This window comes from Duganella sp. Root336D2 (assembly GCF_001425005.1).
Lineage (GTDB): Bacteria > Pseudomonadota > Gammaproteobacteria > Burkholderiales > Burkholderiaceae_D > Rugamonas.
In genome coordinates this window covers 251,360-268,248 of the sequence record NZ_LMDB01000002.1, presented here as the reverse complement: position 1 = coordinate 268,248, position 16,889 = coordinate 251,360, and the positions used below count along the sequence as shown (strand labels likewise).

Below are 16,889 nucleotides of genomic sequence, written 5' to 3'. Positions count from 1 at the left end.
CAATTCATGCGCGTAGTTATCCTTGGCAGCGGCGTTATTGGCGTCACCAGTGCCTATTACCTGGCCCAGGCCGGCCACGATGTCACCGTACTGGACCGCCAGCCGGGCCCTGCCCTGGAAACCAGCTTCGCCAACGCCGGCCAGATTTCGCCGGGCTACGCTTCGCCATGGGCAGCCCCGGGCATTCCGCTGAAAGCCATGAAATGGATGCTGCAGCGCCACGCGCCGCTCTCCATCACGCCCGACGGCACCACCTTCCAGCTGAAGTGGATGTGGCAGATGCTGCGCAACTGCAATGCCGAGTCCTATGCGACCAACAAGGAACGCATGGTACGCCTGGCCGAATACAGCCGCGACTGCTTTAAAGTGCTGCGCGCCGCCACCGGCATCGAATACGAAGGCCGCCAGCAAGGCACCACCCAGTTGTTCCGCACCCAGGCCCAGCTGGATGGGGCGGCCAAGGATATCGAAGTCCTCAAAGAAACCGGCGTGCCCTACGAGCTGCTGACTGGCGCCGACCTGATGAAGGCCGAGCCAGGCTTGGCCGCATCGCAGCACAAGCTGGTGGGCGGCCTGCGCCTGCCGAACGATGAAACCGGCGACTGCCAGATGTTCACCACGCGCCTGGAAGCAATGGCGAAAGAACTGGGCGTCAAGTTCCGTTACGGCGTCTCGATCGACAAGCTGGTGACCGAAGGCGACAAGGTCAAAGGCGTGCAATGCGGCGCCGAGCTGGTGGAAGGCGACTCTTTCGTGGTGGCGCTGGGCGCCTATTCGACCCCGTTCCTGAAAGAGCTGTTCGAAATCCCGGTCTACCCGCTGAAAGGCTATTCGATCACTGTGCCGATCATGGACGGCGGCAAGGCCCCGACCTCGACCATCCTGGACGAGACTTACAAGATCGCAGTGACCCGCTTCGACGACCGCATCCGCGTCGGCGGCATGGCAGAAATCGCCGGCTACAACACCAGGCTCAACCCGCGTCGCCGCGAAACGCTGGAAATGGTGGTGAACGACCTGTTCCCAGGCGCCGGCAACACCGCCGAAGCCACCTTCTGGACCGGCCTGCGCCCGATGACCCCGGATGGCACGCCAGTCGTAGGCCGCACCGGCATCCGCAACCTGTTCACCAACACCGGCCACGGCACGCTGGGCTGGACCATGAGCTGCGGTTCGGCGCAACTGCTGGCCGACATCATGTCCGCCAAGCGCCCGGCCATCTTCGCCGATGACTTGTCGGTAGCACGTTACAGCCCAGAGCGCCCAGCCCGCCAACCGCAACTGGCCGGCGCCTAAGTTAAAAGTCGGGGTCAGGTCTGGCAATCGGACAAATTGCTCCGCAATTTGTCCGATTGCCAGACCTGACCCCGACTTTCATCATTGCTGCTCATTTGGCAGTATTGCGTCCGGGGCCTTATAATTTTCGGCATGAATAAACTGGAAGCATTCGGACACGTCGCCGCGCTGGCGATCCGCGGAGACCTCGTGTTTCCTACCAGCGTTAATGCCGCCCTGCGAGTCCAGCTGGCACTGGACGATCCGGACTGCCCGATGGACGATGCCATCAAGCTGGTGCTGGCCGAGCCGCAACTGGCTGCGCGCACCGTCTCGCTGTCCAACTCCGCCATGTTCAACCGCACTGGCGGGCCGGACATCACCAACGTGCGCAACGCCATCATGCGCGTCGGCTACCACAACCTGTACGCGCTGGCCGCGGCCATGGTGGTACGCGCCTTCGGCAGCAAGATCACCGACCCCGGGCTGCGCGCGAAAGCCGAGCAACTGTGGCAGCACACCATCCACGTCGCCTGCCTGGCGCGCATCATCGCGCGGGAAGTCACCGGCGTGAATCCGGATACCGCCCTGTTCGCAGCCATCGTGCATGAAGTGGGCAGCTTTTACTTGCTGTCGCGCGCCGATGAATTCCCAGGCTTGCTGGAACCCGACCCTGAAAACTGGCAAACCGCGAGCGAGGAAATCATCACGCGTGAGGTGCTGAAGAAGCTGGGCATTCCTGCCGAAGTGGCGGAAGCGATTGAAAGCCTGCGTAGCGGCATGCTGCAAATCCCGCCTGAAACCCTGCTCGACACCCTGCTGCTGGCGAACCATTTCGCGCCGGTCGCCTCGCCGCTGGCGCCGGACGAGCAAGAACCGCCGCACGAAGATTCCGTGATGGACCTGTTCATCGACGCCGAGAAGCGCGAGCAGATGCTGGAAGAAGCGGAAGCCGATGCTTCCGCCATGGCTGCTGCACTGCTGGTTTAATCGAGGGCTTTGGCCGGGCCGAAGAACTCGAAGTAGGTCTGCGCTTCCGGCACGCCCAGTTCGCGCAGGCTGCGTTTCACGGCCTGCATGAACGGCACCGGCCCCAGGAAGTAGGCGTCGACGTCGCGCGACTGCGGCAGCCATTCTCCCAGTTCCTTGTTGCCCAGCAGGCCGACCGCGTCGGCTTGCACATCGCCCGCACGGTCTTCAGCGTAGATGTAATGGCGCTTCAGTTGCGGGTGGCGTTCGGCCAGGCCGTCGACATGGTCGCGGAAGGCGTGCACACCGCCATGGCGGGCGGCGTGGATGAAGCGGATCTCGCGGCCGGTTTCCAGCGCCTGGTCCAGCATGGCCAGGGTCGGCGTGATGCCGACCCCGCCGGAGATCAGTACGATCGGGCGGCTGCCTTGCGCCAGCGTGAAGGCGCCGGTCGGCGGGAACAGGTCGACCGTATCGCCTTCGTCCAGGTTCGCGTGCAGGAAGCCCGATACCTTGCCGCCCTCTTCGCGCTTGACGCTGATCTGGTAGGTCTGGCCGTTGGGGGCTGCCGACAGCGAGTACTGGCGGCGCTGCTCCTGGCCGTCCACTACCACGCGGATGCCGATATATTGGCCCGGCGTGAAGCCGAGCACCGGCTGGCCGTCGACCGGACGGAAGACAAAGCTGGTGATCTCGTCGCTCTCGACACGCTTGGCGGCCACGACGAACTGGCGCGCCCCCATCCAGCCGCCCGGCGCGGCCGCTGCGGCTTGATAGGTCTTGCCTTCGGCGCCGATCAGGATCTCGGCCAGCTGGCCATAGGCTGCGCCCCACGCTTCCAGCACCGCGTCGGTGGCGGTTTCCGCGCCGAGCACTTCGCGAATCGCTTTCAGCAGGCTGGCGCCGACCATCGGATAGTGTTCCGGCAGGATCTGCAGCGCGACGTGCTTGGTGACGATGGTGTTGACCAGCGGGCCCAGCGCTTCCAGGCGCTCGATATGCTTGGCATACATCAGGATACCGTTGGCCAGGGCGCGCTGCTGCTCGCCGCTGTGCTGGTGGGCCTGGTTGAAGAACGGTTTCACCTGGGGGAAGTCGGTGAACAGGGTCTGGTAGAAGTGGCGGGTCAGGGCTTCGCCGCCTTGTTCCAGGATCGGGACGGTGGCGGTGACAATGGCACGGTGTTCTGCGGACAGCATGGGTATGGCTCCTTCTCGGATAAACATGCACCCATAATACATGTTTACCTTAAACTGCGTCAATAAAGATGCAGATCAAATGCGCATTTTCTGCAGAATCACCGTTTGCACCCCGCCTTTGCCGTTTTTGCTGCCATGCGGACCCGGCAGGATATCGGCCAGGGTCATGCCGTCGAGTACATGCAGGAAGGCTTCCGTCGCTTCGCCCAGCTTGCGTTTGAGGGCGCAATCGCGCAGGAACGCACAGTGGCCAGGTTCGGCTTCGAAGCATTCGGCGATATGGAAATCGGACTCGCTGTCGCGTACCACTTCGCCAATATTGATGTCTTCCGGCTCACGGTTCAGGCGCAGGCCGCCATGCCGCCCCCGCACGGTTTCCACCAGGCCGCTGGCGCCCAACTGGTGGATCACTTTGGTCAGGTGGTTCTTCGAGATGTCATGCAGGTCGGCGATCTCCTGGATCGTGACCAGCTTGTCGCGGTTCATGCCCAGGTGCATCAGCGAACGCAGGGTGTAGTCGGTGAAGGATGTCAGTCTCATGATCTACGTCATATAAAGATGCATTCGAAATATTGCTTTGGCCGTAGCCGTAATGTAGCATTCATTATACATCTTAAGAACATGAGGCCCGCCATGCGCAGCATCCATATTCCCACTGAACCCACGCCAGCCGGGCAACCGCATCCCTTGCTGCGGCTGGGTTTCCGCCCTTTCTACCTGCTGGCGGCGGCGCTGGCGGTGCTGTCGGTGCCGCTGTGGCTGGCTGCCTACAAGGGCATGCTGCCCGCCCTGCCGACGGCCAATATGCTGTGGCATATGCATGAAATGGTGTTCGGCTTTGGCGGCGCGGTGATCGTCGGTTTCCTGTTTACGGCGGGCCGCAACTGGACCAACCTGCAAACGCCGGCCGGCGGGCAGCTTGCTGCGCTGGCCCTGCTGTGGATTGCCGGCCGCGTCGCCATGCTGCTGGCGCCGGGCGTTCCGGCCCTGGTGATCGATGGGCTGTTCCTGCCGCTGTGCGCCGTGGCATTCGGCCGCGTGCTTTACCAGGCGCAGAGCAAGCGCAACTACCCCGTCTGCGGCATCCTGGCTTTGCTGTCGGTAGCCAACCTGCTGTTCCACGCGGCGGCCAACGGCTGGATCGCCTTGTCGCCGCTGACTCCCGTGCATGGTGCGATCCTGGTGATCACCGTGCTGGAAGCGGTGATCGGCGGCCGCGTGATCCCGATGTTCACCCGTAACGGCGCGCCGGGCAGCCAGCCGCTTACCGTGTCCTGGCGTGAAAAAGCCAGCATTGCCCTGCTGCTGGCAACGGCGCTGGCATGGGTGACCGGCTGGCCGGGTTTCGTGCTGGCCGCCGTGGCCTTTGCAGCAGCGGCGGTCAATGCCATCCGCCTGGTTGGCTGGGCGCCGCTTGCCGCCCTTCGTGTGCCTTTGCTGTGGATCCTGCACCTGGCCTACGCCTGGATCGTAGCCGGCCTGCTGCTGCTGGGTTTTGCGGCGCTGGGCATCGGCTCTTCCAGCAGCGCCTTCCACGCGCTGGCTGTGGGCGGCATGTCCGGCCTGATCCTCGGCATGATCACCCGCACTGCGCTTGGCCACACCGGCCGCATGCTGCGCGCCGGCCGGGCTGAAAGCGCAATGTATCTCTTGCTGCAAGCTGGCGCTGTGGCCCGTTTGTGTGCCAATATAGTTCCCGCTGGAATTCGTGACTTCCTGCTACTGGGCTCGGCACTGGCCTGGTCGGTCGCCTTCCTTATCTACCTGATCGTGTATGCGCCTTACTTAATCCGGGCCCGCATTGACGGGCGGGAAGGTTAAATTGGACACCGTCACCATACTCCTGTCTTCCTTCATTCTCTCGGTCACCGGCCTGCTGGTGTTCATCTGGTCGCTGCGCCACCGCTTGTTCAATGCCACGTCGGCAGCAGCCAATGTGATCTTCTCGCCGGGCGAGATCGGCCAGGGCGAAGAGCCGGCGGCCAGCCCGCAGCAACGCGCCGGACTGGCGCTGCCGGTGCAGGGGCAGGACCGGCGAACGCCCAGCGCCGCCGAGCAGGCTGCGATGGAACAGGAGCTGGCGGAACGTGTGGAGGCGGATCGGTCCAGTGCCTTTGTCACTTTTGTTTTTCTCGCCTGCTCCGTGGTGTGGCTGCTGGTGGCCACGGCGGCAGGACTTACCAGCTCCATCAAGCTGCATGAGCCGGACTGGCTGGTGCAGTATCCCTGGCTGACGTTCGGCCGCATCCGCACCATCCACCTCAATGCAGTCGCTTATGGCTGGGCGCCGATGGCGGCCCTGGGGATCGCGATCTGGCTCCTTCCACGCCTGCTGAAGACCCACCTGGTCGGCGGGCGTTTTGCCATTTTCGGGGCCATGCTGTGGAATGCGGGTCTGATCGCAGGCCTGGGCTGCATTGCGGCGGGCCTCAGCGACGGCCTGGAATGGCTGGAGATTCCTTGGCAGGTCGACCTGCTGCTGGTGGCCGGCGGCGCCCTGGTGGGGCTGCCGCTGGTGTACACCCTGCAAAGCCGCAAGGTGCACCACCTGTACGTGTCGATCTGGTACATGGGCGCTGCCCTGTTCTGGTTCCCCATCCTGTTCCTGGTCGGGAACCTGCCGGCGGTGCACTTTGGCGTGCAGCAGGCGGCGATGAACTGGTGGTTCGGCCATAACGTGCTGGGACTGTTCTACACGCCGATGGCGGTGGCATCGGTGTATTACTTCCTGCCCAAGATCATCGGGCGGCCGGTGCAATCGTATAACCTGTCGCTGCTGGGCTTCTGGACGCTGGCCTTCTTCTACGGCCAGGTTGGCGGCCATCACCTGATCGGCGGTCCTGTGCCGGGCTGGCTGATCACGCTGTCCATCGTGCAGAGCGTGATGATGGTGATTCCGGTGATTTCCTTCTCGATCAACCAGCACATGACCATGCGCGGGCATTTCTCGAAGCTGGTGTATTCGCCGACGCTGCGCTTCATCGTCCTCGGCGGCATGATGTACACCCTCAGCTCGATCCAGGGTTCGATCGAAGCCCTGCGCAGCGTGAACACGGTGGCGCACTTCACGCACTTCACGGTGGCGCACGCCCACCTCGGGCTGTATGGCTTCTTCTCGATGGTCATGTTCGGGGCGATCTACTTCGTCATGCCGCGCGTGATGGCGTGGGAGTGGCCCTACCCCAAGCTGATTGCTGCGCATTTCTGGCTGGTGGTAGTCGGCTTCGGCATCTATTTCGTCGGCCTGTCGATTGGGGGCTGGCTGCAAGGTCTGGCAATGCTCGATGCCGGGCGGCCGTTCATGGACTCGGTCAACGTGACGATTCCCTGGCTGAAGAGCCGTACGGTGGGCGGCGCGGTCATGGCCATCGGCCACCTGGTCTTCGCCTGGCATTTCGCCGCCATGGCCCTGCGCTATGGTCCGCGCCGCGTCGGGGCGGCGCTGCTGCACACGCGCGGCGATTCATCCGCACCAGCCAGCAACCTCGCGGGAGCCTGACATGCAGGACGAACTCAAACTCCTGGGCGGCGCCATGGTCACGCTGGCCCTTGCCACCTCCGCACTGGTGATCGTGCCGCATGTGCAGTTGAGCGCCAGTGAAGCGCCGGCCGGCTTGAAACCCTACACTGCGCAGCAATTGCGCGGGCGCGAGGTGTATATCAGGAATGGCTGCGTGTACTGCCACTCGCAGCAGCCGCGCGACAAGGCGCAGGCGCCGGATGACCAGCGCGGCTGGGGACGTGCCTCGGTGGCCGCGGATTATCACTACGATACGCCGCACTTGCTGGGCACCATGCGCACCGGGCCGGACCTGTTCAATATCGGCGCGCGCCAGCCGAGCGCGGACTGGCACCTCGGGCACATGTTCCAGCCGCGCGCCTACGTGCCGGGCTCGATCATGCCCTCCTACCCTTACCTGTTCGACTACAAGGAGGCGGCCGAACCGGGCGACCGCGTGGTGAACCTGCCGCCTGGGTTCAAGCCCTTGGGCAAGGTAGTGGTGGCCAAGCCGGAAGTGCTGGACCTGGTGGCTTACCTGCAGTCGCTGGACCATACCTATCCCGTGCTGCCCGCGCCGCAAGCGAAGAAGGAAGGAGCGCCCAATGCCGCAAAATGATTTTGGTGCGCAGCAGCGCGAAAATCCGGATCCGACCGAGAAAGACCGGCCGATTCCCTGGTATGTCCTGCTTGGCGTCGGCGTGGCGCTGGCCTGGGCAATCAGTTATATCCTCACCGTGCGCGACGACGACCCTGCGCTTGGCGACCGGCGCACCATTTCGACGCTGCAGGCCAGGGCTGGCGGCGCGGCCGGCGCCGGCGGCGCCGTCGATGGCGCCCAGGTGTATGCGGCGCAGTGCGTGGCTTGCCACCAAGCGACGGGCGCCGGACTGCCGGGCGTCTTTCCACCGCTGGCCGGTTCGGAATGGGTGACGGGCGCGGAGAACGTTGCCGCATCCATCCTGCTGCATGGGGTGAGCGGCAAGCTGACCGTGAAAGGTTCGGCATATAACGGACAGATGCCGGCGTTTAAGGATAAGTTGAGCGATACGGAGATTGCGGCGGTGTTGAGCCATATCCGCGGCAGCTTCGGCAATAGCGCGGCCAAGGTGGCGCCCGATTCGGTCAAGGCGGCGCGTGATGCGACTGCCGCGCGCAAGGACCCTTTCAATGGAGACGACGATCTCGCCAAACTCGCCACACCTGCCAATTAAAGGAGATCTGGCGCGCACCTTGGCGCTGGTCGCCTGCATGGCCGCTATCGCGGGCGCGGCGCTGTGGCAGGCCACCATGGGCTTCCGGGTGATATCCACCGAAGAAGGGCGGCGCCTGGCCATCGCTGAGGCGCCGCTGGCCCTGCCCCGCGTCGATCTTGCCCTGCCGGGCGGCGCAGCGGTGCCGCTGCCGGCCTTGCTGGCCAACGACCGGCGGCCGGCGATCGTGACATTCTTCTACGCCCGCTGCAGCGCAGTTTGTTCAGTCCAGGGCACCGAGCTGCAGCAGATGCAGCGCGAAATCCTGGCGCGCGGACTGCAGCACAAGCTGCGATTGTTGACGATCTCCTTCGACCCGCGCGACTCATTGGACGACCTGGCACATTATGCATCGCGCATGCGGGCCGAGGCGGCGGTTTGGCAGTTCGCATCGGTGCCGGATGCCGGCCAGCGGCTGGACCTGCTGGAGCAAGTCGGGATCATCGTCCTTCCAGCGGAGCTGGGAGAATTCCAGCACAACGCAGCCTTCCACATCGTCAGGCCCGATGGACGGCTGGCGCAGGTGATCGACTACGAGCAGCCCGAAATCGCGTTGGCTGCGGCGCTGGAGTTGGCACGATGAACGCGGCTGCGCACAGCACGGGCAGGCATACCCTGGCAGGGATGGCGCTGGCGGCGGCGGCGCTGCTGCTGCGCGCGCCGCTCGAAGCTTCGATGGCCCTGCATATGGTGGTCCAGCTGCCAATGATCGCCGTCGGCGGCGCATTGGCCGGGCGCGCGCTTGCGGGCAGGTCGGAGCGATTCGCGCGCGCCGCGGCGCAATGGGATGCATACGGGCTGGCCGGCCTGGTGTGGCTGCTGCTGGCCAGCGCCTACTGGATGGTGCCGCGCGCGCTTGAGCAGCCGCTGACGATGCCGCTGGCCGAAGCCGGCAAGTTCGCCAGCCTGTTCATGCTCGGTTTCCTGCTGCCGGGCGCACTGTCGCGGGCGGCGCCGGTCATCCAGCTTTTCTTCCTCGGAAACTTCTGCGCCATGATGGCTATCGCCGGCATGCTGTACCAGGACATGGCACAGCGCCTGTGCAACGCCTACAGCCTGAACGACCAGGTGGTCACCGGCGTCGGCCTGGTAGTGGCCTCGATCGGCATCGCCGCCGCCTGGTGCGTGTGGCAGCTGCCTGCCTTGTCAAACCAGGCCGCGGAACGCACCTGATTATTTGCGTGCCAGCGGATTCGGGGTCGGTTCCGCCACCTTGTGCAGCAGGTTGCGGTCGACGTGGTGGAATGGCTCCGACTCCTTGCCGCGCAGGAGCATCACGGTATCTTCCTCGTAGCCCCAGGTGCCATCGTCGTTGATGGTGACCTTGATGCGGTACTCGGTGGTCTTGAAACCGAACTCCAGGAAAGGATTGGAGCAGATGCCGTAGGAATTCTGCTCGCGCTGCGCCACCAGCTCGAACGTCCTGGCATCCGGCGCTGCGGTACCGGATGCCATGGCGATCTGGCCGCGCGGGATCGCCAGGGTCTGGATCACGGTATTGGTGGCTGGTTCCCACAGCCAGTAGCCGACCTGCTCGTGGTAGGTCTTGACGTTGTCAGGCTTGTTGATGATCAGGACGTAGCGCAGGCCGTAGAACAGTTGCGGGCCGTTGGTGACAGGGTCGATCGGCTGCAGTTCGATGCGTTCGACGTAAGCCTGCTTGCGCGGGCCATCCGCCTTCGGCTTGATATCGAGGCCGCGCTGCCCTTCCCAGATGCCGGCCATGGCGCTCAGCGGGCCAAGGTTGGCCAGCGTGTCCATGTCGACGTTGGAAGGTTCGGTATAGATGTCGTTGCTGTATTCGCTCATTGAATGCTTGCTCATTAATCAGGGAGCAAGCATTGTAACCTCGGCACCGCTTTCTTCGCCGAGCATCATCGCAGCGATTTCCTGCGGCGGCACCGGACGGCTGAACAGGTAGCCCTGCATCTCGTCGCAGCCATGCTGTTTCAGGAAGCTGCGCTGCTGCTCCGTCTCCACGCCCTCCGCGATCACGCGCATGTCGAGCTGGTGCGACAGCGAGATGATGGCGCAGGTGATGGCCTGGTCGTCCGGGTTGGCCACCAGGTCGCGCACGAAGCTCTGGTCGATCTTCAGGCGGCTGATCGGGAACGACTTCAAAGCAGCCAGGCTGGAATAGCCGGTGCCGAAATCGTCGATCGCGAGCGCGATGCCCATCGCTTCCAGCTGGCGCATCTTGGCTACCGACTGCGCGGTGTCGCGCATGATCATGCTCTCGGTGACTTCCAGCTCCAGCCAGCGCGAGTCCAGGCCACTCCATTCCAGGGCCGCCGCCACACGCTCGACCAGGCGCGGGTCGTCGAACTGGCGCGCCGACACATTGACCGAAACCACCAGCGGCGGCAAGCCGGCGTCTTGCCAGGCGCGGGCCTGGCGGCAAGCCTCGCGCAGGGCCCATTCGCCGATCGGGATGATCAGGCCGTGCTCTTCCGCCAAGGGGATGAACTGGGCGGGCGACACGGCGCCGCGCTGCGGGTGCTGCCAGCGCAGCAAGGCTTCGACGCCGAACATGCGTCCCGATTCCAGGTTCACCTTGGGCTGGTAGGCCAGCGACAGCTGCTGCTCTTCAAGCGCCTTGCGCAAGCCTTCCGTCAGCACCAGCTTTTCTTCCAGGCCGGCGTTCATCTCATGGGTGTAGAACTGGCAGTTATTCTTGCCGCTGTCCTTGGCGCGGTACATGGCGGCGTCGGCATGCATCATCAGGGTGTCGGCAGCCTGGCCGTCGCGCGGGTAAACGGCCACGCCGATCGAGCAGCTGACCTGCATCTTCTGCCCTTCCAGCATGATCGGCTGCACCACCGATTCCAGGATCTTGTTCAGCAGCGGCACCAGCACCTGGGGGTTGTCGTTCACGTGCGGCAGCACCAGCACGAACTCGTCGCCGCCGAAACGGCCCACGGTGTCTTCACGCCGCACGCAGCCTACCATGCGGCCAGCCACTTCCTTCAGCAGCTCATCGCCGGCATTGTGGCCAAGGGTGTCGTTGACCAGTTTGAAGCTATCGAGGTCGATAAAGGCCACCAGCACCGACTCGTTGTTGCGCTCGGCGTGTGCGATCGCTTGTTGCAGGCGGTCGCACACAAGGCTGCGGTTCGGCAGGCCGGTCAGGGTGTCGTGGTGGGCCATGTGGTAGATGCGCTCTTCGGCGCGCTTGCGCTCCGTGATATCGCGCACGATCGCGACCACGCCGCCTTCCACGCCCACCACCTGCCAGTGCAGCCACTCGGCCTGCAACTGCGGCACCATGTTCGGCCCCTCTTCCTGGTGCACGCCGCCATCGCGCGTCACCTGCGCCAGCCGCTCGAACATGCCGTTGTGGCGCGCTGCGGGCATCCAGCCGCACAGCGTTTGCGCGCGCAGTTCGCTGCGGCTGCGGCCGGTCAGTTGCTCGGCGCGCGAATTGACTGCGGCGAACTTGAAGTCGACCACCACGCCGTCCTTGTTGCGGATGGCTCGCAGCACGAAGAAAGCGTCCATATTCGATTCGGAAGCAGCGGCATAGGTTTCCTGCGCGCGGCGGATGCGGCGGCGCGCCTTGGCACCCTGCCATACGCAGGCCCAGACCAGTGCCGCCAGGATGATCAGCACCGCGCTGGCAACGCCCGCCTCCCACAGCAGCTGACGGCGCTGGGCCACGAAGCCGGCCATTTGCTCCTGTTCCGCCAAGCCCACCATGGCGCTAAGGCGCAGGCCGGCCAGTTGGCGCACCGCGGTATAGCGCTTGATGCCATCGATCTTGCTGGCGACCGGCACGCCGCGGTGTGACTGCAGCGCCGACAAGTCCAGTTGCTGTCCGAAAGACTGTTTGTCGCCGACGCGCCGTGCACGCACCACGCCGTCGTCGCCAACCAGGCCGAGCATGCCTTGCTCGCCCAGGCGGCTTCGTTCATAGCCGCTGGTGAAATAGGCCGGATCGACCCCCACGATCACTACGCCGGCAAATTCGCCGAGCTTGTCGTCAAGGCGGCGCGTGAAATGCAGGTGCCAATCCTGGTTCGCCTCATCGCGCATCGCGTGCGAAATAAAGGTGTAGTTACTGCGGTGCTGCTGGTGGAAGCTGAAGTACTCCTGCCGGGCGACATTGATTGGCCGCGCGGCCGGGTTGCTGGCAACGGTATTCCCCTCGGCATCGACAATGCTTACAACGAATACCAGGCCGGACGGCAGCAGGCCGTGCGCCTGCAGTTCCGGCAAGGCACCGTTCGCGCCCTGGCTCTCGGCACTGTATTTCAAAAGCTGCAAGGTCTGTTCGATGCCGTTGATGCTGCGCGCCACCTGCGCTTCGTAAGTAGCGATCAGTTCACTGGCCGATTCGGCGGCCAGTTCGCGCGAAGCCGCGGCTTCGCTGTCGATGAAGTGCAGCGTGGTGCCCCATACCACGGCCAACAGGACGATAGTGAACAGGGGCAGCGAGACTTGCGTCTCAAGGCACATGCGCAACCAGCGTTTCATATTCAATGCAACACCAGGACAGGACGAACGCTGGCATCGAGCGAGTTGCGGTCGATGTAGCCGATCAGGGTTGGATTATCCGCCACCAGTTTGCGCACCGCCTGGCTGTTGGGCAATTCGCGTGGCGGCTGGCCGCGGCCGGTGAAGATCTTCTTGGTCCAGTAAGCCTTCATCAGCGCCGGGCTGCGGTTGGCAACCTTCAGGTAAAAGTCGTCGCGCAGCGGGGAGCCGATCGGCTGGTCGAGTGCTACCACTTCGCCGCCATCGGGAAAGCGCGTTGCCTCGGAAAGGAAGATATCGGCCACCTGCTCCACGCGCAGGGTCGTAATCGGGCTGCGCGCCGACACCACCACCACCAGTTCGGCGGCGGCGGCGGCGCCGGCAAGCAGCACCAGTAGCACGCAGCAAAGGAGTTTCCTGATCATGGCGAACTCCCTGTCAGAACACGAAGTCCAGCGAGGCGCTGACCACGCCGAAGCTGCGGCCATAACGGTAGCCCGGCTGGATGTTCGACAGCGTGCCGCTGGTGCCGCTGCGCGGGCGCACATGGTCAAATTGCAGCTTGAGGGCAGTGTTGCCGGTGGCGTCCCAGCGCAGGCCAAGGCTGGTGCTGTCCTGTTCCGCAATCATGCTAAGCAAGCCATTCAGTTCCATATTCAGGCGCTGGCCAGGCGCAGCATATGGCGGGGGCAGCATCGACAGGTCCAGGCCCGCGACGCGGTTCGGCGTGTTCGCAACCACCTTGCTGACAGTGGCGAAAGGCGTGAAGCTGCCCAGGCGGTAACCTCCGCTGGCATAGCCTGCGGTTTTATCGCCCAGCATGGAGCGGGCGTTGATGCGCCCTATTTCGCCCATCACAAACCAGTTGCCGGGATCATAGGAGGCGCCAATGCTCAGTACCGTGGTACGTTTGCGGTCCGGTTCGTAGCGGCGTGCCAGCACTTCGCCTTGCGGTCCAAACTGGCGGATGGCGGAGAACAGTTCCTGCAGCAGCGGCGTTTCCAGTTCGCCCTGGATGGCGGTGGCGCGCACCGTCAGCGCACCGGCGGTGCTGGTGTTGGAAATACCGGCCAGCCTGTGCGCCTTGACGCGGGTGTCGTCCGACAAGGGCACGCTGGTACCGCCGAACAGCACTTGTGTCGTGTTCTTCACATTGCCGAACGTCCAACGGTAGCTGGCGTCGATGCCATCGCTATTGCTGATCGGGAGCGCGGCGTACAGTTCGACCGGCGTGCGTACGGAAGTCAGCGCGTAGCTGGCCTTGCGGTAATCGCCCGACAGGAACAGCGGCAGCGCAATACGGCCGACGCGCAGGCTCAGTTCCGGCGATACCTGGTATTGCACATTCGCCCACTCGACCTTTGGCGTCCACGAATGCGTGAGGTTACGCTCGGCCACTACCTGCAGTACAGCCGACCAGTGGCCGCCGTTGTACGTAAGCTGCGTGCCAAGGCGGCTATCCACCGCATAGCTCCAGTCGCGCGTCGCGCCGGCCTCGCCGGGATTCAACGGATTGGCCGCATAGTCGGCCTGCTTTTCGCTCGAATGGACCGCGCTCAGGGTGCCGAAGCCGCCAAAAGTCCAGCTGCCGTCCTGTCCCTCCGTATGGCCGGCATGCGCGGCGGACTGCGCGAGCAGTACTCCGGCGACAGCGATCAGGACAGGCGACTGGTGCAGCTTTGGCATAATGGCCCTCTTGGCAAGAAACGTCGGCAATAAAACAGCGCCGCCTGCCTTGTCGGCATGCGTGCGCGATTGTTTTGGGGTTGGGTAATGAGACCGGGCGTTGGGGGCACGCCTTCTGAATTCTCACACTTTATAACAGTGCTTTGTGACTGTCGAGAAGTTTCCCTAGAGTACCTTTACTAGCGGTTACGGAATAGTAAAATGTGGTGAAAAAGCAAAGGAAACAAGGACATGCAGCAAATTTCATGTGGCACCCTGGTGCTCAATTCAGCCCGCCAAGTATTGCTTTGCCATGTCACCGGCACCGCCAGCTGGGACATTCCCAAAGGACTGCAAGACCGCGGCGAAACGCCATTACAATCGGCGCGGCGCGAACTGTTCGAAGAGGCGGGACTGGACTTCGATGCCGGCCTGTTTGAAGACCTGGGAGAATTCGATTACCGCCCAGACAAGCGCCTGCACCTGTTTAAGGTGGAGGTCGGCGACCAGTTATGCAGCCTCGATCACCTGCGCTGCACCAGCTTCTTCCCCCACCAGCGTACCGGCGAACCAACACCGGAAGCCGACGGCTTCCGCTGGGCTTCGCGCGATGAACTGAGCTCCTTGTGCTGGCCGCGCATGGCGTCGCGGTTGCTATCGATTGACTGGTAAAACATCCCGATAGATCCGCCCCGCCCCGATAGATTTTTATTAATTTGACATCAAAAATTTAATATATGGTAACGTTGCCTCATCGAGGTCTATCCATCCAGGGAAGAAATCATGATGAACGTAAAGTGCTTGCAACGCTTGCTGGTTTTGATTGTGGTTTCTACAACAATGGGTCTTGGCTTGGCACACGCAAAGCCGTTGAGCCTGCCAGTGAACGTTGCAGGTGTCCTGGATAATGATGAGAGAGGTGCAGCCAGCAATATCGTTCGGGATCTTTATGTTGGGCCCGGTGCGTCAATTACGAGCGTCAAGTGGGACATTAACCTCACAAGTTTTGCTGGAAGCTACCTCTCCGAAATGCAGCTCACGTTCAGCGACTCAGCCGGCAACGGGGTTACTTTTACCCCTGGCAGCGGCGACGATTTTGACGGCACGATGGACTACGCTGGATTCCAGGGCCTGGGCAACCTGGGCTTGATTTTTCAACTTGCTCTCGATGGCATCCTGCGCCTTGAGTTTCACGATGGCTTCAAGGATCTTGGATTTGACGAGCCTGAAGGTATCTGGAATTTCGGCACGCTGACCTTCGGCGTTACGGCGGTGCCTGAGCCGCCAACCAGCGCCTTGATGCTCGGCGGTTTGCTCATACTCTCTATCGGTGCCACGCGGCGGCGCGCAGTCAGCCCAAAAGCGACAAGCGGAATCGTGCTGGCTTTAATGTCGCTCCTTTCATCCAGTTCGGCTTTTGCGGAGCCCGTATTTGAACCGGCGAAACCGATCCCGCTCTATTCCTATTTCGCTACAGGAAACGTCAATGCCCCGGTAACTGCGCCGTCGTCCCGCCCAACGCCGTCCTTCGTATTGATGGGGGGCGGGCCCGACGTAGACCCGGCCTTTCGTTGGCTGATCAAGCGGGCCGGGATTGAACCCGGCAGCGGAGGACGATTCGTCGTCATCCGGGCAACCGGCTCAGATGGCTACAACCCATACGTCTATTACAGTGATGAAGCCCTGTCGACTTCCGGCAACATCGCTGAGATGTGGGTGGGCGGTGCCGCTTTGGGCCTGACATCAGTGGAAACGCTGGTGATTCCGAGTGTCAAGGCCGCCAATAACGAAGCTGTCAATGCCATTGTCGCCAAGGCCAACGTCGTCTTTATCGCAGGCGGCGACCAGAGCCACTACATCCGCTTCTGGAAAGGTACTGCGCTCGAGCAGACTTTAATAGCACTGATGAAGAAGAACGTTCCCATCGGTGGTACAAGCGCCGGCTTGGCGGTACTTGGTCAATTCGACTATTCCGCGCTGTATAAATCTGCGACGTCGGAAGAAGCGATGCTTGATCCTTACTATAAGGACATCACGTTCGACCCGTCTCCTTTGAGCCTGCAAGGCGGGTTTCTCGCACCGCCGGCATTGGAGAGTTTGATTTTTGACTCTCACTTCGACAGCCGCGATCGCATGGGTCGCTTCATCTCCTTCATTTCCAGAATCGTCGCGCCAACAAGCATCCCTGGCGGAACCTTGGGATGCAGCGGTGGCGTACTGCCAGCTTCCGCCAGCGGGATGAAGACCGCCCGTGGCATCGGCATCAGCGTCGAGACCGCATTATTAGTCCAGGGAAATGGCGACGGCAATCCTGTCACTGCGACGCGAGTCAGCAACGCTTCGACAACGACTGAAAGCGCAGTCTATTTCGTCCGTCCCTCAGTGCCGCCAAGCGTGTGCAAGCCAAAGACACCGCTGACCGTCTCCACCGTCGAAGTAAGAAAACTGAACGACTCGAATACCGTCTTTAACCTGACCGACTGGACCGGCGTACCGCCGTACAAACACCTGGATGTCACCACTGGCCAGCTATTGCCTGCCGACTGGTACTAGCAA

General features: G+C 62.9%; 16 protein-coding genes. 10 read left to right on the top strand and 6 right to left on the bottom strand.

Features of this window, described 5'->3' with window-relative positions; genetic code table 11:
- Positions 1 to 6 precede the first annotated feature (6 nt).
- Together ASD07_RS04685 and ASD07_RS04680 are read left to right on the top strand one after the other, a co-directional pair.
- Positions 7 to 1,296 (top strand): D-amino acid dehydrogenase, encoded by a 1,290-nt coding sequence (locus ASD07_RS04685; RefSeq protein WP_055926032.1) that lies wholly within the window; start codon positions 7 to 9, stop codon positions 1,294 to 1,296.
- 132 nt (positions 1,297 to 1,428) lie between these two features.
- A complete protein-coding gene (locus ASD07_RS04680) occupies positions 1,429 to 2,265 on the top strand; it encodes an HDOD domain-containing protein (RefSeq protein WP_055926029.1) in 837 nt (278 codons plus the stop codon).
- On the opposite strand, the gene hmpA is transcribed toward ASD07_RS04680, so the two are convergent.
- Both hmpA and ASD07_RS04670 read right to left on the bottom strand, forming a co-directional pair.
- Positions 2,262 to 3,443: an NO-inducible flavohemoprotein gene (hmpA, locus tag ASD07_RS04675; protein ID WP_055926026.1), complete on the bottom strand. Its 1,182-nt coding sequence runs from the start codon at positions 3,441 to 3,443 to the stop codon at positions 2,262 to 2,264. The two genes, ASD07_RS04680 and hmpA, sit on opposite strands and share 4 nt — an antisense overlap.
- Positions 3,444 to 3,518: 75 nt before the next feature.
- On the bottom strand, positions 3,519 to 3,983 hold the full coding sequence (locus tag ASD07_RS04670) for an Rrf2 family transcriptional regulator (protein ID WP_055926024.1): 465 nt from the start codon (positions 3,981 to 3,983) through the stop codon (positions 3,519 to 3,521).
- 93 nt (positions 3,984 to 4,076) lie between these two features.
- Between ASD07_RS04670 and ASD07_RS04665 the strand changes: the two genes are divergently transcribed.
- The 6 genes from ASD07_RS04665 to ASD07_RS04640 are packed head-to-tail and all read left to right on the top strand — an operon-like array spanning position 4,077 to position 9,368.
- Positions 4,077 to 5,264, top strand: a complete 1,188-nt coding sequence (locus tag ASD07_RS04665) for an NnrS family protein (RefSeq protein ID WP_055926021.1) — start codon at positions 4,077 to 4,079, stop codon at positions 5,262 to 5,264.
- 1 nt (position 5,265) lies between these two features.
- Positions 5,266 to 6,942 (top strand): cbb3-type cytochrome c oxidase subunit I, encoded by a 1,677-nt coding sequence (locus ASD07_RS04660; protein ID WP_055926018.1) that lies wholly within the window; start codon positions 5,266 to 5,268, stop codon positions 6,940 to 6,942.
- A gap of 1 nt (position 6,943) precedes the next feature.
- Positions 6,944 to 7,561: a cbb3-type cytochrome c oxidase subunit II gene (locus ASD07_RS04655; protein WP_055926015.1), complete on the top strand. Its 618-nt coding sequence runs from the start codon at positions 6,944 to 6,946 to the stop codon at positions 7,559 to 7,561.
- The gene (locus ASD07_RS04650) at positions 7,548 to 8,156 is read left to right on the top strand and encodes a cytochrome c (RefSeq protein WP_055926012.1); all 609 of its coding nucleotides are present in this window, start codon (positions 7,548 to 7,550) and stop codon (positions 8,154 to 8,156) included. Before ASD07_RS04655 ends, ASD07_RS04650 begins: the two co-directional genes overlap by 14 nt.
- Positions 8,113 to 8,778, top strand: coding sequence for an SCO family protein (locus tag ASD07_RS04645; protein WP_156397868.1), 666 nt, complete (start codon positions 8,113 to 8,115; stop codon positions 8,776 to 8,778). The genes ASD07_RS04650 and ASD07_RS04645 overlap by 44 nt, the downstream gene beginning before the upstream one ends.
- A complete protein-coding gene (locus tag ASD07_RS04640) occupies positions 8,775 to 9,368 on the top strand; it encodes a hypothetical protein (protein WP_055926006.1) in 594 nt (197 codons plus the stop codon). Before ASD07_RS04645 ends, ASD07_RS04640 begins: the two co-directional genes overlap by 4 nt.
- On the opposite strand, the gene ASD07_RS04635 is transcribed toward ASD07_RS04640, so the two are convergent.
- From ASD07_RS04635 to ASD07_RS04620, 4 genes are read right to left on the bottom strand one after another with little or no spacing between them, the layout of a single operon-like run.
- Positions 9,369 to 10,004 (bottom strand): FABP family protein, encoded by a 636-nt coding sequence (locus ASD07_RS04635; RefSeq protein WP_055926003.1) that lies wholly within the window; start codon positions 10,002 to 10,004, stop codon positions 9,369 to 9,371.
- A gap of 18 nt (positions 10,005 to 10,022) precedes the next feature.
- Positions 10,023 to 12,668, bottom strand: coding sequence for an EAL domain-containing protein (locus ASD07_RS04630; protein WP_055926002.1), 2,646 nt, complete (start codon positions 12,666 to 12,668; stop codon positions 10,023 to 10,025).
- Between the two features lie 2 nt (positions 12,669 to 12,670).
- On the bottom strand, positions 12,671 to 13,093 hold the full coding sequence (locus tag ASD07_RS04625) for a hypothetical protein (protein WP_055925998.1): 423 nt from the start codon (positions 13,091 to 13,093) through the stop codon (positions 12,671 to 12,673).
- Between the two features lie 13 nt (positions 13,094 to 13,106).
- A complete protein-coding gene (locus ASD07_RS04620; protein ID WP_229207056.1) occupies positions 13,107 to 14,354 on the bottom strand; it encodes a hypothetical protein in 1,248 nt (415 codons plus the stop codon).
- Positions 14,355 to 14,585: 231 nt separating this feature from the next.
- Between ASD07_RS04620 and ASD07_RS04615 the strand changes: the two genes are divergently transcribed.
- Positions 14,586 to 15,005 (top strand): NUDIX hydrolase, encoded by a 420-nt coding sequence (locus tag ASD07_RS04615; protein WP_055925995.1) that lies wholly within the window; start codon positions 14,586 to 14,588, stop codon positions 15,003 to 15,005.
- Between the two features lie 111 nt (positions 15,006 to 15,116).
- Positions 15,117 to 16,886 carry a Type 1 glutamine amidotransferase-like domain-containing protein gene (locus ASD07_RS04610; RefSeq protein WP_057246897.1) on the top strand — a complete coding sequence of 590 codons (1,770 nt, stop codon included), beginning with the start codon at positions 15,117 to 15,119 and terminating at the stop codon, positions 16,884 to 16,886.
- The last annotated feature ends 3 nt before the right edge of the window (positions 16,887 to 16,889 follow it).